Annotated in this window: 23 protein-coding genes; 16 read left to right on the top strand and 7 right to left on the bottom strand. The window is 39.7% G+C overall.

The genetic code is table 11. The features are described from left to right. Positions 1 to 2: 2 nt before the first annotated feature. From ABXZ32_RS09715 to argH, 14 genes are all read left to right on the top strand, one after another. Positions 3 to 1,595 (top strand): 4Fe-4S binding protein, encoded by a 1,593-nt coding sequence (locus tag ABXZ32_RS09715; protein WP_354618479.1) that lies wholly within the window; start codon positions 3 to 5, stop codon positions 1,593 to 1,595. A 153-nt stretch (positions 1,596 to 1,748) separates the two neighbouring features. Then, positions 1,749 to 2,438, top strand: coding sequence for a glycosyltransferase family 2 protein (locus ABXZ32_RS09710; protein ID WP_354618478.1), 690 nt, complete (start codon positions 1,749 to 1,751; stop codon positions 2,436 to 2,438). 36 nt (positions 2,439 to 2,474) lie between these two features. Next, positions 2,475 to 3,959, top strand: coding sequence for a cellulose synthase family protein (locus tag ABXZ32_RS09705; protein WP_354618477.1), 1,485 nt, complete (start codon positions 2,475 to 2,477; stop codon positions 3,957 to 3,959). 2 nt (positions 3,960 to 3,961) lie between these two features. Then, positions 3,962 to 5,311 (top strand): glycosyltransferase 87 family protein, encoded by a 1,350-nt coding sequence (locus tag ABXZ32_RS09700; protein WP_354618476.1) that lies wholly within the window; start codon positions 3,962 to 3,964, stop codon positions 5,309 to 5,311. 217 nt (positions 5,312 to 5,528) lie between these two features. Beyond that, positions 5,529 to 6,146 (top strand): GNAT family N-acetyltransferase, encoded by a 618-nt coding sequence (locus tag ABXZ32_RS09695; RefSeq protein ID WP_354618475.1) that lies wholly within the window; start codon positions 5,529 to 5,531, stop codon positions 6,144 to 6,146. Continuing rightward, positions 6,143 to 7,333: an argininosuccinate synthase gene (gene argG, locus ABXZ32_RS09690; RefSeq protein WP_354618474.1), complete on the top strand. Its 1,191-nt coding sequence runs from the start codon at positions 6,143 to 6,145 to the stop codon at positions 7,331 to 7,333. Before ABXZ32_RS09695 ends, argG begins: the two co-directional genes overlap by 4 nt. Beyond that, complete coding sequence (gene argC, locus ABXZ32_RS09685) at positions 7,326 to 8,300, top strand: N-acetyl-gamma-glutamyl-phosphate reductase (RefSeq protein ID WP_354618473.1); 975 nt, start codon at positions 7,326 to 7,328, stop codon at positions 8,298 to 8,300. Before argG ends, argC begins: the two co-directional genes overlap by 8 nt. Before the next feature lie 48 nt (positions 8,301 to 8,348). Further along, complete coding sequence (proC, locus tag ABXZ32_RS09680) at positions 8,349 to 9,146, top strand: pyrroline-5-carboxylate reductase (protein ID WP_354618472.1); 798 nt, start codon at positions 8,349 to 8,351, stop codon at positions 9,144 to 9,146. 2 nt (positions 9,147 to 9,148) lie between these two features. Continuing rightward, entirely contained in the window at positions 9,149 to 10,279 is a 1,131-nt protein-coding gene (locus ABXZ32_RS09675; RefSeq protein ID WP_354618471.1) for an aspartate aminotransferase family protein, read from the top strand. Between the two features lie 57 nt (positions 10,280 to 10,336). Further along, on the top strand, positions 10,337 to 11,098 hold the full coding sequence (proB, locus tag ABXZ32_RS09670; RefSeq protein WP_354618497.1) for a glutamate 5-kinase: 762 nt from the start codon (positions 10,337 to 10,339) through the stop codon (positions 11,096 to 11,098). A 4-nt stretch (positions 11,099 to 11,102) separates the two neighbouring features. Then, positions 11,103 to 12,044 (top strand): Rossmann-fold NAD(P)-binding domain-containing protein, encoded by a 942-nt coding sequence (locus tag ABXZ32_RS09665; RefSeq protein ID WP_354618470.1) that lies wholly within the window; start codon positions 11,103 to 11,105, stop codon positions 12,042 to 12,044. 9 nt (positions 12,045 to 12,053) lie between these two features. Continuing rightward, positions 12,054 to 12,833, top strand: coding sequence for an acetylglutamate kinase (argB, locus tag ABXZ32_RS09660; protein ID WP_354618469.1), 780 nt, complete (start codon positions 12,054 to 12,056; stop codon positions 12,831 to 12,833). Then, a complete protein-coding gene (locus tag ABXZ32_RS09655; RefSeq protein ID WP_354618468.1) occupies positions 12,830 to 13,903 on the top strand; it encodes a M20 family metallo-hydrolase in 1,074 nt (357 codons plus the stop codon). Before argB ends, ABXZ32_RS09655 begins: the two co-directional genes overlap by 4 nt. 58 nt (positions 13,904 to 13,961) lie before the next feature. Continuing rightward, positions 13,962 to 15,233, top strand: a complete 1,272-nt coding sequence (gene argH, locus ABXZ32_RS09650) for an argininosuccinate lyase (RefSeq protein WP_354618467.1) — start codon at positions 13,962 to 13,964, stop codon at positions 15,231 to 15,233. A 74-nt stretch (positions 15,234 to 15,307) separates the two neighbouring features. Here the strand turns inward: argH and ABXZ32_RS09645 are convergent, their stop codons facing one another. The 4 genes from ABXZ32_RS09645 to ABXZ32_RS09630 all read right to left on the bottom strand — a co-directional run bounded on the left by ABXZ32_RS09645 (position 15,308) and on the right by ABXZ32_RS09630 (position 19,370). Continuing rightward, complete coding sequence (locus ABXZ32_RS09645; RefSeq protein WP_062056139.1) at positions 15,308 to 16,150, bottom strand: pseudouridine synthase; 843 nt, start codon at positions 16,148 to 16,150, stop codon at positions 15,308 to 15,310. Between the two features lie 210 nt (positions 16,151 to 16,360). After that, positions 16,361 to 17,266: a geranylgeranylglycerol-phosphate geranylgeranyltransferase gene (locus tag ABXZ32_RS09640; RefSeq protein ID WP_354618466.1), complete on the bottom strand. Its 906-nt coding sequence runs from the start codon at positions 17,264 to 17,266 to the stop codon at positions 16,361 to 16,363. Between the two features lie 11 nt (positions 17,267 to 17,277). Beyond that, on the bottom strand, positions 17,278 to 18,216 hold the full coding sequence (locus ABXZ32_RS09635; protein ID WP_354618465.1) for a mevalonate kinase family protein: 939 nt from the start codon (positions 18,214 to 18,216) through the stop codon (positions 17,278 to 17,280). 71 nt (positions 18,217 to 18,287) lie between these two features. Next, the gene (locus tag ABXZ32_RS09630; protein WP_354618464.1) at positions 18,288 to 19,370 is read right to left on the bottom strand and encodes a diphosphomevalonate/mevalonate 3,5-bisphosphate decarboxylase family protein; all 1,083 of its coding nucleotides are present in this window, start codon (positions 19,368 to 19,370) and stop codon (positions 18,288 to 18,290) included. 93 nt (positions 19,371 to 19,463) lie between these two features. Between ABXZ32_RS09630 and ABXZ32_RS09625 the strand changes: the two genes are divergently transcribed. Then, complete coding sequence (locus ABXZ32_RS09625) at positions 19,464 to 19,937, top strand: TspO/MBR family protein (RefSeq protein WP_354618463.1); 474 nt, start codon at positions 19,464 to 19,466, stop codon at positions 19,935 to 19,937. A gap of 80 nt (positions 19,938 to 20,017) precedes the next feature. Here ABXZ32_RS09625 and ABXZ32_RS09620 read toward each other — a convergent pair whose 3' ends face one another. Both ABXZ32_RS09620 and ABXZ32_RS09615 read right to left on the bottom strand, forming a co-directional pair. Then, a complete protein-coding gene (locus tag ABXZ32_RS09620; protein ID WP_354618462.1) occupies positions 20,018 to 21,283 on the bottom strand; it encodes a BaiN/RdsA family NAD(P)/FAD-dependent oxidoreductase in 1,266 nt (421 codons plus the stop codon). Next, positions 21,283 to 21,972, bottom strand: coding sequence for a glycerophosphodiester phosphodiesterase (locus ABXZ32_RS09615; RefSeq protein ID WP_354618461.1), 690 nt, complete (start codon positions 21,970 to 21,972; stop codon positions 21,283 to 21,285). The genes ABXZ32_RS09620 and ABXZ32_RS09615 overlap by 1 nt, the downstream gene beginning before the upstream one ends. Positions 21,973 to 22,237: 265 nt before the next feature. On the opposite strand from ABXZ32_RS09615, the gene ABXZ32_RS09610 reads away from it, so the two are divergent. Further along, positions 22,238 to 22,651 (top strand): hypothetical protein, encoded by a 414-nt coding sequence (locus ABXZ32_RS09610; protein ID WP_354618460.1) that lies wholly within the window; start codon positions 22,238 to 22,240, stop codon positions 22,649 to 22,651. Positions 22,652 to 22,753: 102 nt separating this feature from the next. On the opposite strand, the gene ABXZ32_RS09605 is transcribed toward ABXZ32_RS09610, so the two are convergent. Further along, positions 22,754 to 24,634, bottom strand: coding sequence for an alpha-amylase family glycosyl hydrolase (locus ABXZ32_RS09605; protein ID WP_354618459.1), 1,881 nt, complete (start codon positions 24,632 to 24,634; stop codon positions 22,754 to 22,756). Positions 24,635 to 24,683: the final 49 nt, after the last annotated feature.

Below are 24,683 nucleotides of genomic sequence, written 5' to 3'. Positions count from 1 at the left end.
TCATGAGTACATACGACAAAAACATGGCCTTGACCGGCACACCTCCAAAAGCCTTGACCCTAGGCCAAAAAATAGCAACATTGATGGGAATGGGCGGACTCACTATTTTGGTACTGGCCATATTCAATGTAAATTTTCCTCATAAAGCATTTTGGCTGACCACATCCTTATTGGCCATTTTTATTGGGGTGGTTTGGTTTTCAGCCGCGGCATATGCCCATACCCAAAAAGGAATAAAAAATGATGGTGTCTGGTTTAAATCCATATCCAGTAGAGGCGTCTGGGCCTGGATGGCCGGTATTGCCCTTACCGCTTTTTATATTATCCTCTACTTCTATCCCCAATATCTAGGATTGCAAAAATCTGGGGACAACACAGGGGTCATCGCCTTTTTTGATCCCTTGAGCAAACTCCTCAGTGGTAATCCTGCCAGTCAATGGTTTGTTTACGGCACCCTTTATACGGTGGCTATTTTGGCTTTTGGCATTAAGTTTATTTGGAAATACAGACACAACAGGTATGAAATGATTCGCACCTCTAGTGTCATGTTTTTTCAAACAGCCTTCGCCTTTCTGATTCCTGAATTTATGTCCAGACTGAACAGTGAATCATTTTCCCTTCCTTATTATGACCTAAAAAACATATGGCCCCTTAACTATTATAATTTTGAGCGTTACCGGGTCAATAGTATGATCGATGCCGGGGATATAGGATTGGCCATGCTCATCTTTGGGATCCTTTCCATTTTTGTCATTACCCCAATTCTCACCTACAAATATGGAAAACGATGGTATTGTTCATGGGTCTGTGGATGTGGAGGCCTTGCCGAAACGGCTGGGGATTCCTTTAGGCATTTAAGCGACAAAACACAAAAAGCCTGGAAAATAGAGAGGTGGGTGGTACACAGTGTGGTTGTATTTGTGACTTTAATGACCACTGCCGTAATTTACTCTTATCTGGGAAATGACAGTAGCAAATATTGGTTGACAAAAAATTCCTTTTTACTTGGGGTGGCGGGTATATTGACCCTTGTCTTTGGGTGGGTGATGCTTTTTAAAAGAAAGGAACTCCAAAAAGATGCACTCTATGGTGCCATTGGCTATTTTACCATTATAGTTGCACTAATTGGATTCCATTACCTTAGTGGGGATGGGAACGTTTTTCTCTTCAAATCTGAAACCTTAAGAACAACATACGGATTTTTGATAGGCAGTATCTTCTCTGGTGTAATTGGCACTGGATTCTACCCAATTTTTGGCAATAGGGTCTGGTGTAGGTTTGGTTGCCCCATGGCAGCAATCCTTGGATTTCAACAACGTCTTTTTTCAAGGTTCAGGATCACCACCAATGGCGGACAATGTATTTCTTGCGGTAACTGCTCTACCTATTGTGAAATGGGAATAGATGTCAGGGCATATGCACAAAAAGGAGAAAACATTGTGAGGTCTAGTTGTGTTGGCTGCGGAATTTGCTCTGCCGTTTGTCCACGAGGGGTATTAAAACTGGAAAATGGACCCGAAAAAGGCCGTATCAATCCTACTGAAATCCTTTTGGGGAACGACGTAAACCTTATGGATTTGGTGAATCAGAAATAATAAAAAACATTATAATTTTTTGTATTGCCATTGCATACAAGTTATCTACTTTTGTCCGCTTTTAAAAAATGAGTAAAGCCATTTGGATTACACAATAGAAGAACCTAAATCAGTAATAGAAGGAAGGACAGCTTAGCGTCCAAAACAAGTATAATGAAAGACATCATAGTAATTATTCCAGCTTTTAATGAAGAAGATTCTATTGCGAAAGTAATTCAAGAAATACCTCAATATATATCGGAAATAATTGTCGTGAACAATAATTCCACTGACCAAACCGCCATAAACGCCGAGAAGGCAGGGGCCACTGTACTACGTGAAAACAGAAGGGGTTATGGGTATGCCTGTCTATGTGGAATGGAATACATAGCGAAAAGATCCAAAACACCTGATATTATCGTATTTATCGACGGTGACTATTCCGATTACCCGGAAGAAATTACCAAAATAGTAGAACCTATTATAGAAAGGGACATAGATTTTGTTATTGGGGCTCGTGTAAAGGAACTGAGGGAGCAAGGTTCTATGACACCGCAACAGATTTTCGGCAATAATCTGGCAACTTTTCTAATGAAAATGCTTTTTAAGGCAAAATATACAGATTTAGGACCCTTCAGAGCCATAAAATATGACCAGTTATTGGCATTGGACATGGAGGACAAGACCTATGGCTGGACTGTAGAAATGCAACTAAAAGCGTTACGTAAGAAACTTACATACACCGAAGTAGCGGTTCGTTACAAAAAAAGAATTGGGGTATCAAAAGTATCAGGTACGGTAAAAGGTAGTATATTTGCAGGCATAAAAATCCTAGGTTGGATTTTTAAATATAGTATTAAATAAAAATCAACTTAATCACACTTTTCTTTATCAACTAAAATGGGACTAACCATCACTTACATTATCATTGCAATCTACAGTATTGCGCTAGTATTAATCTTCTTTTACAGTTTGGCTCAATTGAACCTTCTTGTAAATTATCTTTGGTATAAAAGACAGAACCAAGAAGCCCCGAAATACAATCTTCTTGATCCAAAAGAAATTCCCTTTGTCACCATTCAATTGCCTATTTACAATGAAGAGTATGTTGTAGAGAGATTGTTGGAGAATATTGCAAAAATTGAATACCCATCAAGTAAACTTGAAATTCAGGTACTGGACGATTCTACAGATGATTCTGTAAACGACACTGCCAGAAGAATTGCTGCACTTCAGGAAACTGGATTGGACATCACTCACATTAGAAGAGAAAACAGATCTGGCTATAAGGCCGGAGCACTGAAAGAAGGTCTTAAAATTGCCAAGGGTGAATTTATCGCAATTTTTGATGCCGACTTTTTACCTGATGCAGATTGGTTGAAAAAAACCGTTATATATTTCAAAGACCAAGAAATTGGTGTGGTACAGACCCGTTGGGGACATATCAACAGAGATTACTCTACTTTGACAAAAATCCAAGCCTTTGCATTGGATGCCCACTTTACTTTGGAACAAGTAGGTAGAAACGCAAAAGGACACTTCATCAACTTTAATGGTACAGCAGGTATCTGGCGTAAGGAATGTATCCTTGATGCCGGTAACTGGGAAGGTGATACCTTAACTGAAGATTTGGACTTGAGCTATAGGGCACAATTGAAAAACTGGAAGTTTAAATATTTGGAAGATGTAGAAACTCCTGCAGAACTCCCTGTAGTGATCAGTGCAGCTCGTTCCCAACAATTCCGTTGGAACAAGGGTGGTGCGGAAAACTTTAGAAAAACTGTATTGAGCGTTGTAACCTCTAGGAACATTTCCTTTAAGACCAAATTCCATGGTGTGATGCATTTGTTGAACAGTTCAATGTTCCTATGCGTGTTCATCGTAGCATTTTTGAGTATCCCAATGTTGTATATCAAGAATATGTACGGTCACTTGGGATGGATTTTTGAAGTGACAAGCTTCTTCGTAGTCAGTACCATCATCTTATTTGTCTGCTATTGGTTTACCTATAAGAGCATACAGGGCAGTAGTTTTGATAGCTTTGTGGACTATATAAAAATATTTTTTACCTTCTTCTCGGTAGCTTTAGGTTTTTCTTTGCACAATTCCATGGCAGTCTTGGAAGGGCATATGGGGAAAAGAAGTGAATTTGTAAGAACACCAAAATTCAACATTAACAACCTTACAGATAGTTGGAAAGGAAATAAATACTTGGCTAAAAAATTATCTCCAAACATGATATTGGAAGCATTGCTTATGATATATTTCTTGTTTGGAATGTACAGTGCCATTCCTTTGAACGATTTTGGATTGTTCCCATTCCATTTTATGTTGTTCTTAGGTTTCGGATTTGTATTCTTCAACTCACTTACTGCTAAAGCATAAGTATGTCCTCCTATTGGAAACTTCATAAATTTCCAATCCTTATGGTGCTTATCAGCATCGGATTCTATGGGAGTTTTGCTTATGACCTAGACAGGTCAGATTTTATAAAACTAATAACCCTATCCCTAGGGTTATTTTTTTTGTGTTATAAAATCATACAATTTGAGAAGTGGAATTTTAAATTTCTTATCGTTGCTGGCATTCTATTTCGTTTGGTCTTTTTTGTTGTCTCACCTAATCTCTCCCAGGATTTCTTTCGTTTTATATGGGATGGGGAATTGGTCAGACAGGGCTTCAACCCCTATCTGTTTACACCAAACGAACTAATGGCACAAGGGAATCTCGTCATTGCCAATGCCCAAGAATTACATATGGGAATGGGAGAGCTGAGCGCCAAACATTTTTCCAATTACCCCCCTCTTAACCAAGTGCTTTTTGCCTTAGCAGCTGCATTAGGCGGGAAGTCAATCCTAGGCAGCATCATGGTGATGCGCGCCATAATAATATGCGCTGATCTGGGTATTCTATACTTTGGAATAAAGTTATTGAAGCACCTCAATAGATCGTCCTATCTGATTTTCTGGTATTTTTTAAATCCATTGGTCATTATAGAACTTACGGGCAATCTTCATTTTGAAGGAGTCATGTTATTTTTCTTTATGGTTGCCATTTATTTTACGGCAAAGAAAAAATGGCAGTGGGGAGGTGTATTTTATGCTTTTGCTATTTTAACTAAGCTTGTTCCCCTTATCTTCCTGCCCCTGTTCTTAAAACATTACGGCATCAAAAAAAGTTTGATCTTTTATTTCATCATAGGGGGTGCCGTTCTAGTATTTACGCTTCCATTTTTCACGATGGACTTCATCGCCAACTACTCCGCAACCATAGGGCTTTGGTTTTCAAATTTTGAATTCAACGCAAGTATTTATAACATCATCAAATACGTTGGTTTACAATTTGATGTCCCTGCTTACGAAATGATAAAGGTCTATGGAAAAGTAATACCCTTTATAATTATCACGGTGGTCCTTGTTTTTACTTTTTTACGCAACAATAAAAACACATCCGGTCTGATTGTTTCTATGTTATGGATTTTAAGTTGCTATTATTTTTTGGCCACAACGGTTCATCCGTGGTACATCATCTTCTTGGTCATTTTGGCGATTTTTACTGAATTTAGGTTTCCCCTGGTGTGGTCCTTTACTGTCATCTTGAGCTATTGGGCTTATTCCAATGCGCTGTTTCAAGAGAGCCTTTTAATTCTCAGCATTGAATATATCCTAGTATATGGTTTCTTAATCTATGAATTGATTACCCTAAATAACAAAAACCTGTTATTTTGTAAAAATTAATCATGTTTTACCTCTAATTCATTTTAATTGGTACATTTGTTTTGTAATGAATGTAACTACACATATACTTTTTCATAATCGGGTTTCTTTTCCCGCTTATACATTTACGCCTACACGTCGTCGCCCGTAAGGGTGCGCTTCTATTATGGAAATAGGTGAGTCCATTTCCAACTCTCGAAAAAAATCATTATTTTATTTAATCCTAAAGCAACATTCAATGAAGATTGTTATTGCTAATGAATCATATTTTAAATATTCCCAGATCATCTGTGATACCATAGAGGAGTCTGCCAAAGTACGCGGCACCGGTATTGCAAAACGAACTACGGAGTATATTGAGAAAAGGTTAAAAAATGGCAACGCCATTTTAGCCTTGGACGGGGACAAATTTGCCGGTTTCTGCTATATAGAAGTATGGGGCCATGAAAAATTTGTCGCCAATTCAGGATTAATCGTCCACCCCGATTACAGAGGACAAGGCCTTGCCAAACAAATCAAAAAAGCCGTTTTTGAACTTTCCAGGAAAAAATTTCCGGACGCTAAAATATTTGGTATTACCACTGGGTTGGCCGTAATGAAAATGAATTATGAGCTGGGCTATAAGCCCGTTACCTTTTCGGAACTTACCGATGATCCAGAATTTTGGAAGGGCTGCCAAACCTGCAAGAATTTTGATATTCTTACCAGGACTGAAACAAAAATGTGCTTGTGCACGGGCATGTTATATGATCCGCACGCCAAGAAAAAGGTGGAGGACAGCAATTTGAATACAAAAGCATTTACACGATTAAAAAGCATCAAGGAGCAATTGTTCCTTAAAAAGAAAGAAAAATGAAAAAATTAGTATTAGCCTATAGCGGTGGACTCGACACATCTTATTGTGCAAAATATCTATCCAAGGATAAAGGGTTTGAAGTGCACGCGGTGAGCGTGAATACAGGAGGATTCTCAAAAGAAGAAATAGCCAGTATCCAAGAAAAAGCATTACAATTAGGGGCCTCAACCTACACCTCCATTGATGCGGTACAGACCTTTTATGACAAAGTAGTCAAATACCTAATCTTTGGCAATGTCTTAAAAAATAACACCTATCCCTTATCGGTAAGTGCTGAACGTATTGTACAGGCCATAGAAATAGTGAACCATGCTAAAAAAGTAGGCGCATCTTACATTGCCCATGGTAGTACTGGAGCAGGAAATGATCAGGTAAGATTTGATATGATTTTTCAGATCATTGCCCCAGAAATTGAGATCATCACCCCCATTAGGGACAACAAACTTTCGAGAGAAGCTGAAATAGCCTACCTTAAAGAAAATGGGGTGGATTATTCTTGGGAAAAAGCCAAATATTCCATCAATAGAGGCCTATGGGGTACTTCCGTAGGTGGCGAAGAGACTTTAACGTCACATTCGGCCCTACCTGATACGGCCTATCCAAGTCAGTTACAAGAAACAGAACCCACAGATGTTAAACTCACGTTTAAGAAAGGAGAACTTATAGCCATCAACGGCAAGGAGAACACTCCCGTGAATAATATTATTGCCTTGGACGCCCTGGCCTCTAAGTATGCCATTGGAAGGGATATCCACGTTGGGGATACCATCATAGGGATTAAAGGAAGAGTTGGGTTTGAAGCCCCTGCATCCCTTATCATTATAAAAGCCCACCACTTGTTGGAAAAACACACTTTAAGTAAGTGGCAGCAATTCCAGAAGGAACAACAAGGAAATTTCTATGGAATGCTCCTCCACGAAGGAAATTATTTGGATGAGGTCATGAGAAATATTGAGGTGTTCCTAACCGATACACAGAAGAATGTTTCTGGGGACGTATTTGTTAGCCTTCACCCTTATCGTTTTCAACTCAATGGTATAGACTCCAAGCACGACCTGATGAATGCCTCTTTTGGAAGCTATGGGGAAATGAACAAAGGTTGGACCGCGGACGATGCAAAAGGGTTCATCAAAATACTTTCCAACGCCGGAAAAATATATAACCACGTCAACAATAGTCATGATTAAAGCAGGAATAATTGGAGGTTCAGGATATACGGGGGGTGAACTGATACGAATTCTACTGAACCATTCCAAGGTAAGTATCGATTTTATATACAGTACAACTAGAGCAGGAAAAAAGGCATCAACGGCACATCCCGATCTATTGGGGGTAACGGATATAAAGTTCACTGGAGAGGTTAACTTAACGGTGGATGTAGTCTTTCTTTGTTTGGGCCATGGAAATTCCACTGCCTTTTTAAATGAACATCAATTCTCTGACAATACAAAAATCATTGACCTGAGCAATGATTTTAGACTAAAGGCCGATGCGGTTTTCAATGCCAAGGATTTTGTTTATGGTCTTCCGGAATTGAATAAGGAAGCCATCAAAAAAGCAAATTATATTGCTAATCCAGGATGTTTTGCAACCGCCATTCAATTGGCACTATTGCCTTTGGCAAAAGCTGGCGCGCTTGACAATCCTGTGCACATCAATGCTGTCACTGGAAGTACTGGCGCTGGAGTTAGCCTATCCGCAACTTCACATTTTAGTTGGAGGACCAACAATATTTCCTGGTACAAACCCTTTACCCACCAACATCTGGGAGAAATAAATGAAAGTTTAAATTCCCTCCAATCCAATGCTGGGGAGCTATTCTTTTTGCCCAGTCGTGGTAATTTCACCCGCGGCATCTTTGCTACAGCCTACACCAACTATAACGGGTCTATAGACGATGCCAAAAGCCTATATAAGGATTTTTATGCCGATGCTATGTTTACACAAGTCTCAGACGAGGAAATTTGTCTGAAGCAAATAGTGAACACCAACCATTGCCATATCCATCTACACAAGCACAACGGAGTGTTGTTGGTTACCTCTGCCATAGATAATTTATTAAAAGGTGCATCAGGGCAGGCCGTACAAAACATGAACCTGATGTTTAAGTTTGAGGAACCGGAAGGACTACAATTAAAAGCAGGAGTATTTTAAATTATTGATCGTTACCTTTTGTGAACAACAACGAATAAACCAAACAAAATGAAAATAGCCATAATTGGGGCGGGAAACTTGGGTTTGTCCATAGCCAAAGGATTATTGAATACAAATGACGGAATCGCCTCCATATACCTCACCAAAAGGGATATTAGCCCGATAAAAGCTCTGGAGTCGTATGGCAATGTCACTGTGTCCATGGACAACAAGGAAGCTCTGAAAAATTCGGATATTTTAATCTTTGCCGTGCAACCCGTACATTTTGAAAATATTCTAAAACAGCTAAAAGACTATTTGGCGGACAACCATATTATTATATCCACGATTACTGGATTTAGTATAGAGCGAATTGAAAAGGTTATTGGCAAGAACAACAATATTATTCGTAGCATGCCCAATACGGCAATTTCAGTAGGCCAGTCCATGACCTGTATCTGCGCAAATGAAAAGGGTCAGGAAAAAATTGAGCTGGCCAGGACAATTTTCAATAAAATGGGCCATTCTATGATCATTCCCGAAAATCAAATGCAAGCAGCCACGGTCATTTGCGCCAGTGGGATAGCCTTTTGGATGCGACTTATCAGGGCTACTACCCAAGGTGCCATTCAGCTTGGTTTTGATGCCAAGGAAGCACAGGAACTGGCTATGCATACCTGCAATGGAGCTGCCCAATTACTTATCGCCTCGGGCAACCATCCTGAAGAAGAAATTGATAGGGTGACCACCCCAAGAGGATGTACCATCCAAGGATTGAATGAAATGGAACACCAAGGATTGAGCTCTTCCCTAATTCAGGGCATCGTGGCCTCCTATGAAAAGATCAATCAAATTAAAAAAGAATAACAATGAACCTATTTGATGTATATCCATTATATAACGTAACCCCTGTTTCCGCCAAAGGCATTGTCGTAATTGATGATAAAGGTCAGAAATACCTTGACTTTTATGGAGGACATGCCGTTATATCTATTGGCCACTCCCATCCGCACTATGTTAGGCGTATAAAGGAGCAATTGGACCAAATTGGATTCTATAGTAATGCCATCCAAAATCCGTTGCAATCAGAATTGGCCGAGAAATTAGGTAAACTTTCAAATTGTGAGGATTACAATCTCTTTTTATGCAATTCGGGAGCTGAAGCCAATGAAAATGCTTTAAAATTAGCCTCCTTTCAAACTGGGAAGTCAAGGGTATTGGCATTCCACAACAGCTTCCATGGAAGGACCTCAGCTGCAGTTGCAGCTACGGACGACTTAAAAATCAATGCGCCCATCAACCAACAACAAAAGGTCACTTTTCTTCCTTTTGATGACATAAAGGCCTTTACCAAGGAAATTGAAAAAGGGGACGTATGCGCCGTTATTTTGGAAGCCATTCAAGGTGTAGGGGGATTGGACGAGCCTTCTACAGAATTTTACCAGGAAATCGCCAAACTTTGTAAGGAACACCATGCACTGCTCATTGCAGATGAGGTGCAGTCGGGGTATGGAAGAAGCGGTAAATTCTTCGCCTTCCAACATCACGACATATATCCAGATATTATTACAATCGCAAAAGGCATGGGGAACGGTTTTCCTATTGGTGGTGTTTTGATACACGATAGCATCAAAGCTTCCTATGGCTTGTTGGGCACTACCTTTGGCGGGAATCATTTGGCTTGTGCGGCAGCATTGGCGGTATTGGAAGTTATTGAACAGGAATTCCTCATTGAAAATACCAACAAACTATACGAATATTTCATTTCCAAGGCAGCGAAAATACCTGAAGTAAAGAGGGTAAAGGGAAGAGGCCTTATGATAGGCTTGGAGTTTGGTTTTGATGTTTCCGAACTGCGGAAAAAATTAATTTACAACCAACACTTATTTACGGGAGGAGCAAAGGATAAACATGTTTTGAGAATTCTCCCCGCTTTGAACATTACCAAAAAACATATCGATCTATTTTTTGAAGCCCTTCAAACGGAATTAAAAGAATAGGTTTCCCCTGAACTGCCTTTTTAAACTAGGGCAGCTTTGGAGTACAGTTACAGCACCATGAATAAAAAACGCATCTTACTAAAAATTGGCACCAATACCCTTACCAAGGAAACCGACCAGATTTCCAGAGGAAAAATTGAGGATATTGCCCGTCAGATTGCAACGTTAAAGGATAAATACGAATTTATTATCGTAAGTTCTGGCGCCATTGCCGCTGCAAGACAGTTCGTGAAATTGGAGCATAATGGAGCCGAAATCAATGTAAAGCAGGCATTGGCCGCCATAGGTCAACCTCATTTGATGCGTATTTTTCAGGAAAATTTTAGGGAATTGGGGTTATTGACCTCTCAATGCCTATTGTCATATTCAGATTTTGAAAAGGAGGCCTCCAAGGTAAATATATGCAACACCATTAATGTCCTTGTGAGCAACAACTTCATTCCGATCATTAATGAAAATGATACGGTAGCCACGGACGAAATACAGTTTGGTGATAATGATAAGTTGGCAGCACTAACGGCAGCACTTATAAAAGTGGACCTACTCATTATAGCTACCAATACCGATGGCATTTATACAAAAGAGTCCATAGAAAAAAATAATCCTGAAACGATCAAGACCGTACATAACCTTGAGGAGCTACAACGTGAGGTAAGTGGCACCAAATCCTCTAGAGGAACAGGAGGCATGCAATCAAAGATAGAAGCTGCCACGATCGCCGAAGAGGCTAAAATAGAAACATGGGTCGTCAATGGCCTAAAAGATAATTTCATAATAGATGCTCTGAACAACAAGAGCAACTTTACCAAAATAAAATAAAGACATGTTACATTACCTATCCTTAAAAGATATTGATTCATTGCCCAATTGGGTAGAAGAAGCGAGATCCCTAAAAACAAATCCAAAACATCATAAAGGCTTGGGGAAAGATAAGACCCTAGGGTTATTATTTTTCAACAATAGCCTAAGGACACGTTTGAGCACACAAAAAGCTGCTATGAACTTGGGAATGGAGGTTATTGTCATGAATTTTGGCAGTGAAGGTTGGGCTTTGGAATATGGAGATGGTACAATTATGGACCAAGGCTCCTCGGAACATGTTAAAGAAGCCGCCCAGGTTATTTCCCAATACTGTGATATCATAGGGATAAGAGCCTTTGCCTCCCTAACCAATAAAGAAGAAGATGAAGCGGAACTAGTATTGGAATCATTTAAAAAATATGCCACGGTACCCATTCTAAATATGGAAAGTTCTGTAGGTCATCCGCTACAGGCCCTGGCCGATGCTATAACACTGGTGGAGAACAACACCAAGCCAAAACCAAAAGTTGTTCTTTCTTGGGCGCCTCATCCAAGGGCCTTGCCCCATGCAGTGGCTAATTCCTTTGTAGAAATGATGCAACGCCAAGATGCAGATTTTGTAATTACACATCCAAAGGGGTATGAGCTGAGTGAAAATATTACGAAAGGTTGCACTATTGAATACGATCAGGAGAAAGCCTTGGAAAATGCCGATTTTGTTTACGTAAAAAATTGGAGTAATTATACCAATTATGGGCAGGTAATCAACAAGGACACTAATTGGACCATCACTTTAAAAAAATTGGGACAGGCAAAATTTATGCATTGTCTGCCCGTACGTAGAAATGTGGTGGTTGCAGACGAGGTATTGGACAGTAGCCAATCCTTGGTCATTGAACAGGCAAACAACAGAACCTATGCAGCCCAAATAGCACTAAAGAAAATATTGGAAAGCCTATCTTAAGCCATGTACATGAAACAAAAATTATCCATAGTCAAAATAGGGGGAAACGTTATAGAAGATGAAGATCAGCTAGCCAAGTTCCTCAGCTCTTTTTCTAAAATGGAGGGTCTGAAAATCCTGGTACATGGTGGCGGAAAGCTCGCCACTCAGTTGGCAGAAAAACTCGGAATACAGTCGCAATTGGTAGGTGGAAGGCGAATCACGGACGAAGAAAGCTTAAAGGTAATCACCATGGTATATGGCGGCCTGACCAATAAGAATATTGTGGCCCAATTACAGGCCAACAATTGCAATGCGATAGGACTTAGTGGTGCCGATGGCAATACCATACAAGCCCATAAACGACCGGTTAAAACCATAGATTACGGCTATGCCGGTGATGTTGACGGTATTAACGCGACTACTATCAATGCCCTCCTGATTTCTGGACTGGTGCCTGTTTTTTGTGCCATTACCCATAATGGAAAAGGGCAATTATTGAACACAAATGCAGATACCATCGCTTCGGAAATGGCTATTGGCATGAGTGGGCTCTATGAAACAACATTGTATTACTGTTTTGAAAAAAAGGGGGTCCTGATGGATGTTGCGGAAGAAAATTCTGTTGTCAAACATATAAATAGTCAATCGTACCAAGAGCTTCTAGATCAAAAAATAATTGCAGATGGCATGCTTCCGAAATTGGAGAATTGCTTTCATGCTTTAAACAAGAATGTCTACAAGGTGTGCATAGGGGATATTTCCATGTTACAACCTACAACGGCCTTATATACAACCATTACTTTATGAACTTAGATCAAAAACATCTTACAACAAAGGCAATTGCATTATTAAAACAGTTGATCACCATACAATCCTTCTCTTCGGAAGAGGATAAAACCGCTGATGCCATTGAAGCTTGGTTTGAGTCGTTTGATATTCCTTTTAAAAGGGAAAAGAACAATGTATACGCTTTCAATAAATATTATGACGAAAGTAAGCCTACATTATTGCTCAACTCCCATCACGATACGGTAAAGCCAAATTCGGCCTATACCAAAGATCCCTTTCACCCTCATATTGAGGACGGAAAATTATATGGTTTGGGAAGCAATGATGCAGGAGGTTGTTTGGTATCCTTGATAGCTACCTTTACCCGTTTTTATGACACAAAAGACCTCAGCCACAACATTATTATAGTTGCATCAGCAGAAGAAGAGAGTTCTGGCCCTAATGGCCTTAACAGCATGCTCCTGATCTTACCGCATATAGATGTTGCCATTGTAGGGGAACCAACCTTGATGAACCTTGCCATTGCCGAAAAAGGATTGGTAGTTTTTGATGCCGAAGTGAAAGGAACACCTTCCCATGCGGCACACCCGAACAATGATAATTCAATTTACAATACCATAGATGTACTAAAGTGGTTTCAAACCTATTCCTTTGAAAAGGTTTCCGAAGCCCTGGGCGAGGTAAAACTGACTGTTACCCAGATTAATGCTGGCAGCCAACACAATGTAGTTCCCGCCAAGGTAGACCTGGTTGTGGATGTACGGGTAAATGACCGCTACAGCAATAAAGAGATTGCCGACATCTTGGCCAAGGAAGCCCCTTGCCAAATGAAGCCACGATCTTTAAGGCTTAATTCATCTTCCATTGACAAAAATCATCCCTTGGTGCAATCGGGGATCAAATTAGGAAGGAGCACTTATGGTTCCCCTACCCTTTCGGACCAGGCGGCATTGAGCTGTCAATCCTTAAAATTAGGACCGGGGGACAGTACAAGATCCCATTCTGCAGATGAATTTATCTATGTAAGGGAAATTGAGGAAGGCATAGATTTATATATTAAGATTTTAGACGGATTCCTGCACTCATAGTGCAGCACCAATAATAACAGCTGGTTTAAGATTAATTAGAACTAGAAAATTAAAGCATATGAAACTCTGGGACAAAGGATTTAGCACGGATAAAAAAATTGATCATTTCACGGTAGGGAATGATAGGGAACTAGATTTGGTATTGGCTAAATACGATGTCATCGCATCTAAGGCACATGCCAAAATGCTGGGCAAAATTGGGTTGTTGACCAAGGAGGAAACCCAGGCCTTATGTGACGAATTGGATCAAATTACCAAATCCATAGAAGAGGGCAATTTTATCATAGAGGACTCCTTTGAGGATATGCATTCCAAAATAGAATATGTGCTTACCGAAAAGCTCGGGGATACAGGCAAAAAGATCCACACGGCAAGATCTAGAAATGATCAGGTCTTAGTGGCCATGCACCTTTACTTAAAAAATGAGCTTTCTGAAATAAAGGAAATGACACAATCGTTGTTCGACCTACTTTTAAAGTTGGCCGATCAGCACAAAGAAGTTTTGCTTCCTGGATATACCCATTTACAGATAGCCATGCCATCTTCATTCGGACTATGGTTTTCTGCCTATGCAGAGAGTCTGGTGGACGATCTATATTTTATTGATGCTGCCTATAAGGTAGCTGACCAAAATCCCTTGGGGAGCGCTGCAGGCTATGGAAGCTCCTTTCCCATAGACAGAAGTTTCACTACTGAGGAAATGGGATTTGGAACTATGAAATACAACGTAGTTGCTGCCCAAATGGGACGGGGAAAAGTAGAAAAGGCGACGGCTTTTGGGATGAGCAGTATAGCTGCCACCCTATCAAAAATGGCTATGGACATCTGTTTGTACATGAGCCAGAACTTTAATTTCATATCCTTTCCCGATGAGCTAACTACAGGTTCCAGCATAATGCCCCATAAAAAGAATCCAGACGTTTTTGAATTGGTAAGGGGTAAATGCAATAAACTTCAGGCCGTACCCAACCAACTGATTTTAATAACCAATAATTTACCAAGTGGGTACCATAGGGATCTTCAATTGGTAAAAGAGGTCATTGTCCCTGCCATCCAGGATTTAAAAGCGTGTTTGGAAATACTGACATTCAGTTTAAAGGAAATTAAGGTAAACAAGGGCATTTTGGAAGACCCAAAATACGATTACCTATTTAGTGTGGATACCTTGAATGAACTGGTATTGGGAGGAATGCCGTTCAGGGATGCCTATAAGAAAATGGGAATGGAAATCAATGCAGGGAATTTTACCCCTAAACGAGACATTAAACATACCCATGAGGGTAGTTTGGGGAATCTGTGTTTGGAGGAAATCAGAAATAAAATGAAATAGATTTATTTGAATCAACAAAAAGGGGCCAAAAACATATGTTTTTGGCCCCTTTTATATTTCTTATGGCTTATGGCCTATTTGATCATCCCCAAGTTGATTACTTCCTGCTCTGTAAGGTATCTCCAATGGCCTCTAGGCAAATCTTTCTTGGTAAGTCCGGCATATACCACACGGTCCAACTTTTCCACTTCATAACCCAAGTGTTGGAATATTCTCTGAACAGCCTTATTACGGGTACTGTGTATCTCTATCCCTACTTCGCGTTTGGGGGCATTCTCTATGTAACTTATTTCGGCAACCCTGATCACACTTTCCTCAATGGTCACTCCCTCTTCAATGGCCTTTAAGTCCTCGAACTTCAGATTTTTATCAAGTACAACATGGTAAATCTTCCTCAACCCGTTTTGTGGGCGGGCCAAACGTTTTGCCATTTCACCATCATTGGTAAAAAGGATCAAACCTGTATCATCCTTGTCCAAACGTCCTATAGGTGATATTTTTGATTTAGAGGCATTCAAAACCAATTGCATTGCCGAGCGTCTCCCTCTTGAATCAGTAGCTATGGTCACAAAGTCTTTGGGCTTGTTCAAAAGAACATATTCCTTTTTCTCTGGACTCAACAATCTTCCATCAAACTTTACCACGTCGGTAAGCTTTACCTTATAGCCCATTTCAGTAATCGGCTTTCCATTTACGGTAACATTTCCTGAGGCTATATAAATATCAGCATCCCTTCTGGAACACACCCCTGAATTGGCCACGTATTTGTTTAAACGAATTACATTGGGATCAGAAGGTTTCTTGTCCCCTTCGGATTTTCTTTTTATAGGTGCATTTCCCCTAGCAAAGCTCTTTTTCTTAAAACCTTCTCCTCTTCCCGAAGCTTTCCCATCTCTATTGTCATCTGACCTTCCCATACGTATTATCTACAAAAATATTTGCACAAAGGTACAAAGGAATTTCAGGATTATAGCAATTACCTTTTATATAGTTGATTAAGGGGAGGGCTGTAGATTAATCCTTGCTGTTGAATGAGAAGTAATCCCTTATACCATTATACCCTAAGAGTATAAAAAAGGCATTGAAGTCATGCCCAACGCGTATTTCTATGGATGTTATAATAGAGCCTACAATATTCTATTTAAGACCAGCTGAACATCTATCAATAAAATACTAAAAACGCCTACTATGATGATAAGTTTTAGAATATTATGGAGCCAAACATAGTGCTTCTTACTGTTCGATCTCCATAATAGCAATAGAAATAGCAGGAGCAACACAATGGCCAATATGAAATAGATATACATATAACCAACGTCATAAGAGGTGATCAATAAAAATGAGGGCACCAAAGTAAGCGCTATCAATACGCTGATTCCTGTCTTGGAGAAAACCTCCCCGTACAAAATGGGAATGGTCTTATAGTTTTGGGCCAAATCCCCCGCCATATTCTCCATATCCTTGATCATCTCCCTTGCAAGAATCAGCAAAAAGAGAAAAACGGCATGCACGAATATTTGTGCTTCAAAATTTTTGTAGTGGACAAAGACAATAAAGAATGGGGTAATGGCTAAAATGGCAGATACTATATTACCAACAAAAGCCACTTTCTTTAATTTATGAGAGTAGAACCAGATTCCAAAAATATATGCCGAAAAAAAGACCACTGCCTTAAATGAGACATAACTTGCTAAAAATACCGATAAGAAATTGAGTACAAAATAGGTTGTTAACTTGGTGCGTTGGCTGACCAAGCGATCCAGCATCGTCTTTCTGGGTTTGTTGATCAGATCTTTTTCGGCATCATAAAAGTTATTGATAATATAACCACCTGCAATAACCAAGGCGGAAGCAGTGACCAAAACAAACAGATTGATATCGAAGACCACCCTTCTCAGGGGAAGATCTGGAGCCAAAATATATATAGATGCTAAATATTGGGCCAATACAATCATAAGAATGTTGTATCCCCGTACGACGGAAACAAGACTCAAGAACTTTAATAAAAGGAGCTTGTTCTTTCTACTAAGCATGGTTCAAAGCTTTAGAAGTTATAGACCACTTCTAAATTATAGCCTTGTAATGCTTTTTTTGCTTTATTGATGTCTTGGGTAAAACCTAAAATATAACCTCCACCACCTGAGCCACAAAGCTTCAGATAGTAATCATTGGTTTCAATTCCATTTTTCCAAAGTTTGTGGAATTCTGCAGGAATCATGGGCTTAAAATTATCCAAAACCACATTGGATAGCTGCTTTAAATTCCCAAAAAGAGATTTCATATTCCCACTGATAAAATCTTCCACACAGGCATCGGTATGCTTTATAAACTGGTCTTTCAACATATTTCTAAAACCGTCCTGCTTCATTTGTTCCATGAATATTTGTACCATTGGGGCAGTTTCCCCGATGATACCACTATCCAATAAAAACACGGCTCCCGTCCCCTCTAAATTTTGGGATGGGATGCTGGTGGACTCTATGTTATCCTTTGAATTTATTAAAATAGGTAGACTTAAGTAACTGTTCAACGGATCCAATCCAGATGATTTACCATGAAAGAAGGACTCCATAGCACCAAAAATAGCCTTTAGAGTAAGTAACTTCTCCCTTGTAAGATTCTCTAAAACGGTAATCTTTTCAACTGCGTATTTATCGTAAATGGCCGCAACTAGCGCACCACTACTGCCTACTCCGTAACCTTGGGGTATGGAACTATCAAAATACATACCATTGGCTACGTCCTTTTTTAAGGATTCAAAGTCGAATGACACCAATTCAGGATTCTCAAGCTGCATTTTTTCAAGATACACGGCGAATGCCCTTAGGCTTTCGTTGGACTTCTTTGCAATTTCAGAGAGATTTTTGCTGGTTTTCAGGGCACCTTTGAAGAAATTATAGGGAATAGAAAGACCTTTTGAGTCCTTAATAATCCCGTATTCCCCAAAAAGCAAAATTTTAGAGTAAAATAATGGTCCTTTCATAGCCTTTTTAAAAATTGAATCCTAAAAGCGATATACAAATAACGCCTTATTTCGCCAATAATGATATTAAATTACATCTTTTTGGCTCCATATCCAATTGCATCGCAAATATACTGCCCGTTTTCACAATATGCAACCAACTCATTCTTAATAAATTGATAAACTATTTCCTTTTCAGCCTCAGGATACAACACATGAACATTGGCTCCTGCGTCCAGTGTAAAACAAACGTGGCTATTAGTACGCTCCCGAAAGCTCCATATTTTATTAATGATCTCCAAGGTATTGGGTTTCATCAATATAAAATAGGGCAAGCTGGTCATCATCATTGCATGTAGGGTCAACGCCTCACTTTCCACGATTTTTATAAATCCATCCAAATCCCCATCGGCAAAAACCGATCGCAATTTTGTGAGATTGGTATGGGCCTGTGAGAAACGTTTTTCCGCAAAGGGGTGATCATGCATCAAATCATGTCCAACAGTACTGCTCACCTGTTTTTGTCCTTTATCCACAAGTAAAATGGTATCCTGATAATTCTTAAAGACTTCGTGCACTGGATAAGGATACTTGATGGCATATTCATTGGAACTACCCTCTGTATCACTATGAAGTCCCCATTCCATAAGATCACCTTCTATACTTCTACAGGCACTTCCCGATCCCAGACGCGCGAGAAAAGAGGCTTTTTTATTGAAATATTCCCCACTCATTTCTGGATGTAGTTCCTTCTCCAAGCTCATCAAACATAAGGATAGGGCACTCATGCCGCTTGCGGAGGAAGCAATTCCACTGCTGTGTGGAAAAGAATTAGACGTTTCTATGGTAAAATGATAGGATTTTAGAAAAGGAAGGTACTTTTCTACCCTCTGGAAAAAAGTTAGGATTTTTGGCCTGAAGGATTCCTTTGGTTTTCCCTCAAATCGCAGGTCAAATGAGAATTCATTTCCCTCCTCTTCCAATTTCTGATACGAAACTGTAGTGGTTGTAGCACAGGTATCCAACGTAAAACTGATAGATGGATTGGCTGGAATCTGGTTTTCCTTTTTCCCCCAATACTTTACCAGTGCAATATTACTGGGCGATTTCCAAGTGATCTTCCCATTCGCTATTTTTTTTGAATATGCCAATGGTACAAAGTCTGTTCCGGTCATTTGGTGAAATATTTTTGCAAAGATAGTTTTTAAGGGGTTTTACGATGGTCCCGATTAAAATAAATTACTACTTTAGAGTCTTACAGCCATATTTTGAAAAAAAGAATCTACTACATAACCATCTCCGTTGCAGTTTGTTTGCTAATTGGATTTCTATCCGGTTTTGCCACACAAACTTCTATTGACGACTGGTATGTAACCCTGAACAAACCAGGTTTCAATCCCCCTTATTGGATCTTTGCCCCTGTATGGACCGCACTGTATATAATGATGGGTGTTGCTGCCGGATTGGTCTGGGCCAGGGGATCCTATCATGTTTGGGTAAAAACTGCCCTATACCATTTTGGCTTTCAACTCTTGCTCAACGCCCTATGGAGTATCGTTTTCTTTGGATTTCAAAACCCATTAATGGCCTTATTTGTCATTATGGCTTTATTGGTATTGATTGTACTGACCATTAAATGGTTCAAAGTTGTCCATAAATTGGCTGCCTATTTGATGATCCCTTATTTCCTATGGGTTTGTTTTGCAACCGTATTGAACTATAAGATCTGGGAATTAAATTAAATAAAACTTGTGTGATTACCGTTGATTTATATTCGCATGGATGCAATGAAACGATAATGTAGGCTCTCGTATAATTTGGATCAATTCCCGGCTATTGCCTTCGCTGCAATGAAGGCACCTGTCCATGCATTTTGAAAGTTAAAACCTCCCGTTATGGCATCTACATTCATGACTTCCCCAGCAAAATAGAGTCCTGGGACAATTTTACTTTCATAGGTCTTAAAATTGATTTCCTTGAGATCAACACCCCCAGCAGTAACAAACTCCTCTTTAAAGGTACTTTTCCCATCTACCAAGAATTCGGAACGCGTTAACTGCTCTGTCAATTCCTGTAAGGCATTCTTGGAAACATCAGCCCATTTGGTACTATCAGAAATTCCTGTGGCCTTAACCAAATTCACCCATAATCGTTTGGGGACATCAAAGGCATTGGTCCGTAGGATGGTCTTTTTTGCCTCAATTTCCTTAATATCCAATAATTGCTGGTAAACCCCACCTTCATGGTAGGCGGGCAACCAATTTACCCGAATTTTGAATTTGTACTTAAAATCACTCAATACCCTGGCACCCCATGCAGATAATTTTAAAATTGCTGGCCCGCTCATTCCCCAATGGGTGATCAATAAAGGTCCTTCTGATTCAAGGATGGGTTGCTGCAATCCCTTACTCTTAAGATCTATGCTTACCTTGGAGTCCACGCGAGTTTGTGGCAGCACTTCTACTGACGCGTGGGTGCTTACCCCCGGAATCTCCGAAATACGGTCGTCTTTGATGTTAAAAGTAAAAAGTGAAGGAACGGGAGACACAATGGTATGACCAACATCTTCCAGCATCTTCCATATTTTTGGATTGCTGCCCGTAGCTACCAATATTTTTTTGGCTTGATATTCCTTTTTGATTGATTGGACGATAAAGCCGTTATCTGATTTTTTAATTCCCGTGACCGAGCAATTCTTTATAACGGTGATGCCCAATCGGTCCACCTCCCCCATAAAGCAATCGATAATAGTTTGTGAAGAATTTGAAACAGGAAACATACGGCCATCCTCCTCAATTTTGAGTGGCACTCCCCTAGCTTCAAAAAAAGCGATAGTATCCCCGCTGCAGAAGGTATGGAAAGGTCCTAACAATTCTTTCTCCCCTCTTGGATAATGATGGACCAATTCACTGGGATCAAACTCGGCATGGGTAACATTACATCTTCCTCCCCCGGATACTTTTACCTTGGTGAGCACATCCTTCCCGCGTTCTAAAAGAACCACTTTCAATTTTGGATTTTCCTCGGCTATCTGAATGGCAGCAAAAAAGCCAGCAGCTCCGCCCCCTATAATTACAACATCATCCATTAACGCATGCGTTCCGGAAAGTTCGTAAATATACCATCAACCCCTAAATCTTTTATTTTTTCAATATCCTCAGGTTCGTTTACGGTATAGGTGTAGATTTTAAAACCTTCGCTTTTAATTTCCTCTATATTTTCCTCTGTGAGCATTTTATAGTGTGGATTAATGGCTACTGCTCCCAATTCTTTGGCCACTGGAATGGCCTCTATGGGGTTGCCATCGGTAAGAACAGCAATTGCAATGTTTTTATTCAATTTTCGCATATCCCTCAGTTCTTTCCAATTGAAACTTGAAATCAAAAAATCCTCCAATTTCCAACCTCTTTCCTTTACGTAATACTCAATAATAAAGTTTACGCGATCTGCTGTACCTGCACCTTTTAATTCAATGTTCAAGGGCACTTTATGATCGATTAATTTCAATACATCCTGTAACATGGGTATTTTGTGGTTGCCATCCAAGGTTACCCGTTTCAAATCGAAAATATTATAGTCTTCGATTCTTCCTCCTGCATTTGATAGTCGTTCCAATGTTTCGTCATGAAAAACAACAATTTCCCCACTACTGACCTTAAAAACATCAATCTCTATCATATCCACTCCGAGATCCAAAGCTTTTTGAACAGATGCCAAGGTATTCTCTGTTTCGTGGCCCATAGCCCCTCTATGTCCTATTACCATAGTTTCGTTCATTTTTTTACAATTTGATAAGATAAGCAAACAGGCTAGGCCTAAAAGAAAACGGTATATTTTCATTTTTGATCGGTTTTAATGAGAATTCAAAAATACAATTTGAAATGGAATTTACACTACTTGAATTTTACGAAAAAAATATATCATATCTTCATTATTTAATCATTTATCATAATAATCAACCTTATTAGTGTTAAATTTTTAATGATAGTGAAATCAATATTAATTATCTTTAATTAACCATAACCAATTAAATCAATAAACTATGTTTTCAAAATCAAACGTATTGGCCACAATTATAGGATTTGTGGTGATGTTCCTATTGGGCTATGCCATTTGGGGAATAGCCACAGCCGAATTTTTTGAAGCCCATGCCACCAACAGCATAATGAAGGACCCACCCGATATGCTCTTTATTGCCCTGGGAAATTTGATAGGTACCTTTGCAATAAGCACCATTTATGGCAAATGGGCCGCAGGGGCTTACAGTGCCGCCAACGGCTTTGCATTTGGTATCTGGATCGGAATATTTGTCGGTTTGGGAATGGGCCTTCTTTGGTACGGCACCTCTGAACTAATGGATATGACGGGTCACTTGGTAGAGGCCATTATAGACATCATCTTTTATGGAATCATTGGCGCAGTAATTGGCTTTGTTTATCAAAAAACATCAGCCTAAAAGCACAAAAAGAACTGGGTAAGTATAGGTTACGCCAGTTCTTTTTTTATCTATTTTGTTATTGTTTACAATCTAACCTATCACATGTCAATACCTTTTAAATTATATTTCCAATGCAAATATAAAAGACTGTAAAGGCTCTATATCTACACGCATCCTTGCATTTCCATTTTTCACTTTAAGGACAGCTGTGACTTCACCGTAAAGCTGATCCGTCAATAAATAATCCCCATCTTTCAACTTCCATTTTTCAATAAGGTCACTAGGAAGACCAAGGCTAAAACCAAAGGTATCATGGCTGTCAAAATTTGAGACGATAATTAGCTTTTCTGAATCTGACCATCTGGCAAAAGAAAATACCCGATGATTGTACCATTCTGTATTTTCCCTATTAAAAGAATGAATTTCTTTATAGTCACCCATTAACGCACTGCTATTAATGGTGAAATTCAATAGCCTTTTATAAAAATCCCTTAACTCCTTTTCTTCAGGTTTTAGGGCCTCACCATCAAACTTTTTATTGTTTACCCATCTTTGCAAATGGGGCACGCCTATATAGTCAAAAATAGAAGTACGCCCAACACTGCCAAATCCAGGCTTTTCTAGCGCAGGCTCTCCCACTTCCTGTCCAAAATAAATCATGGTAGGGGAAGTACTAATCGTAGTGGATACTACCATCGCCGGTTTGCCCTTCTCGGCACTTCCAGCAAATTCTGGACTTGGCAGCCGAAGTTCATCATGGTTCTCCAAAAAGTGCAACATATGATGTTCTATATCCATCATGCTATTTTGCACAGTATTGATCTGGTCTGTCCACCCGTGACCTTGAATTATAGGCACTAAGGAATCATAGAGCCCTACCTTGTCATACAGGTAGTCCATTTTTCCCTTATGGATATAATCCCTATACAAGTTAGGTCTATATACTTCGGCCATCAAAAAGGCATCCGGATTCTTCATTTTAACGGAAGAGTTCATAAAACTCCAAAATTCAACGGGGACTATTTCCGCCATATCATATCTGAAACCATCCACTCCCATATCGATCCAATACAAGGCTATATCCCTAAATTTTTTCCAACTGTTGGGCACATCTTTATCCTTCCAAAATTCAAAGTGCTCCTTATAGTCTTTATTATCAAATCCTTCTGGCAGAGCATCGAACTCATGCACGCCATCTGGGGTAATCCCGTAGTTAATTTTAACGGTTTCGTACCAGTCATTGAAACCTGGTTGGGAGGTACGAGCCCCATTACCTGTCCATTTCGCAGGGAATTCATCAAATTTCCCATCAGCCAATTTTGCTTTTTCCCCTCCCAAAGGTAAATACCCGTGCTCCCATTGGGGCACTATAAAAGGCTTTCCGGGATTATAATAAAAATTATTATCGCGCTTATAGGTTACGGAAGTATCGTCCTCAGCCCCAAAATCAACAACCCCTTCCGGATTGCTCTTTCCTTCATATCTTCTTGCAACATGGTTAGGAACGATATCGATGATCACTTTTAGGCCGTTTTTATGGGTGCGGTCCACGAGCTCTTTAAACTCTTCCAACCTTCTGGCCGGATCTGTGGCCAAATCTGGATTCACATTATAATAATCCTTTACGGCGTAGGGGGATCCGGCCCTACCTTTCACCACATCAGGATCATCTTCGGAAATTCCATAAGCGGTATAATCATTAATTACGGCATGATGTGGAATACCTGTATACCAAATGTAGGTGACTCCGAGGTCCTTGATCCCTTGTAGGGCCTCATCCGTAAAATCGGCAAATTTTCCTACGCCATTTTCCTCAATGGTTCCCCAAGGCTTATTGGTCGTATTTGTATTCCCAAATAATCGGGTAAAAACCTGATACACCACTACTTTATGTTCTTCTGCCTCTTTCATTTTCAAATTTTCTTTTTTCTCTTGTCCACAACCCAACATTAAAAGGCATGTACTGATAGTACTAAAGATAATAAATGTAATTTTCTTCATAGGATAATAGCTCAGATATTGTAATTGCCAACAAATTCTCTTAATTATG

The sequence above is a fragment of the Sediminicola luteus genome, assembly GCF_040566555.1.
Lineage (GTDB): Bacteria > Bacteroidota > Bacteroidia > Flavobacteriales > Flavobacteriaceae > Sediminicola.
This window is presented reverse-complemented; position numbering and strand designations above follow the sequence as displayed.

Coding starts and splice junctions, on each gene's coding strand:
- ABXZ32_RS09715 (WP_354618479.1), top strand. CDS start 3: ATGAGTACATACGACAAAAACATGGCCTTGACCGGCACACCTCCAAAA.
- ABXZ32_RS09710 (WP_354618478.1), top strand. CDS start 1,749: ATGAAAGACATCATAGTAATTATTCCAGCTTTTAATGAAGAAGATTCT.
- ABXZ32_RS09705 (WP_354618477.1), top strand. CDS start 2,475: ATGGGACTAACCATCACTTACATTATCATTGCAATCTACAGTATTGCG.
- ABXZ32_RS09700 (WP_354618476.1), top strand. CDS start 3,962: ATGTCCTCCTATTGGAAACTTCATAAATTTCCAATCCTTATGGTGCTT.
- ABXZ32_RS09695 (WP_354618475.1), top strand. CDS start 5,529: ATGAAGATTGTTATTGCTAATGAATCATATTTTAAATATTCCCAGATC.
- argG (WP_354618474.1), top strand. CDS start 6,143: ATGAAAAAATTAGTATTAGCCTATAGCGGTGGACTCGACACATCTTAT.
- argC (WP_354618473.1), top strand. CDS start 7,326: ATGATTAAAGCAGGAATAATTGGAGGTTCAGGATATACGGGGGGTGAA.
- proC (WP_354618472.1), top strand. CDS start 8,349: ATGAAAATAGCCATAATTGGGGCGGGAAACTTGGGTTTGTCCATAGCC.
- ABXZ32_RS09675 (WP_354618471.1), top strand. CDS start 9,149: ATGAACCTATTTGATGTATATCCATTATATAACGTAACCCCTGTTTCC.
- proB (WP_354618497.1), top strand. CDS start 10,337: ATGAATAAAAAACGCATCTTACTAAAAATTGGCACCAATACCCTTACC.
- ABXZ32_RS09665 (WP_354618470.1), top strand. CDS start 11,103: ATGTTACATTACCTATCCTTAAAAGATATTGATTCATTGCCCAATTGG.
- argB (WP_354618469.1), top strand. CDS start 12,054: ATGAAACAAAAATTATCCATAGTCAAAATAGGGGGAAACGTTATAGAA.
- ABXZ32_RS09655 (WP_354618468.1), top strand. CDS start 12,830: ATGAACTTAGATCAAAAACATCTTACAACAAAGGCAATTGCATTATTA.
- argH (WP_354618467.1), top strand. CDS start 13,962: ATGAAACTCTGGGACAAAGGATTTAGCACGGATAAAAAAATTGATCAT.
- ABXZ32_RS09645 (WP_062056139.1), bottom strand. CDS start 16,150: ATGGGAAGGTCAGATGACAATAGAGATGGGAAAGCTTCGGGAAGAGGA.
- ABXZ32_RS09640 (WP_354618466.1), bottom strand. CDS start 17,266: ATGCTTAGTAGAAAGAACAAGCTCCTTTTATTAAAGTTCTTGAGTCTT.
- ABXZ32_RS09635 (WP_354618465.1), bottom strand. CDS start 18,216: ATGAAAGGACCATTATTTTACTCTAAAATTTTGCTTTTTGGGGAATAC.
- ABXZ32_RS09630 (WP_354618464.1), bottom strand. CDS start 19,370: ATGACCGGAACAGACTTTGTACCATTGGCATATTCAAAAAAAATAGCG.
- ABXZ32_RS09620 (WP_354618462.1), bottom strand. CDS start 21,283: ATGGATGATGTTGTAATTATAGGGGGCGGAGCTGCTGGCTTTTTTGCT.
- ABXZ32_RS09615 (WP_354618461.1), bottom strand. CDS start 21,972: ATGAACGAAACTATGGTAATAGGACATAGAGGGGCTATGGGCCACGAA.
- ABXZ32_RS09610 (WP_354618460.1), top strand. CDS start 22,238: ATGTTTTCAAAATCAAACGTATTGGCCACAATTATAGGATTTGTGGTG.
- ABXZ32_RS09605 (WP_354618459.1), bottom strand. CDS start 24,634: ATGAAGAAAATTACATTTATTATCTTTAGTACTATCAGTACATGCCTT.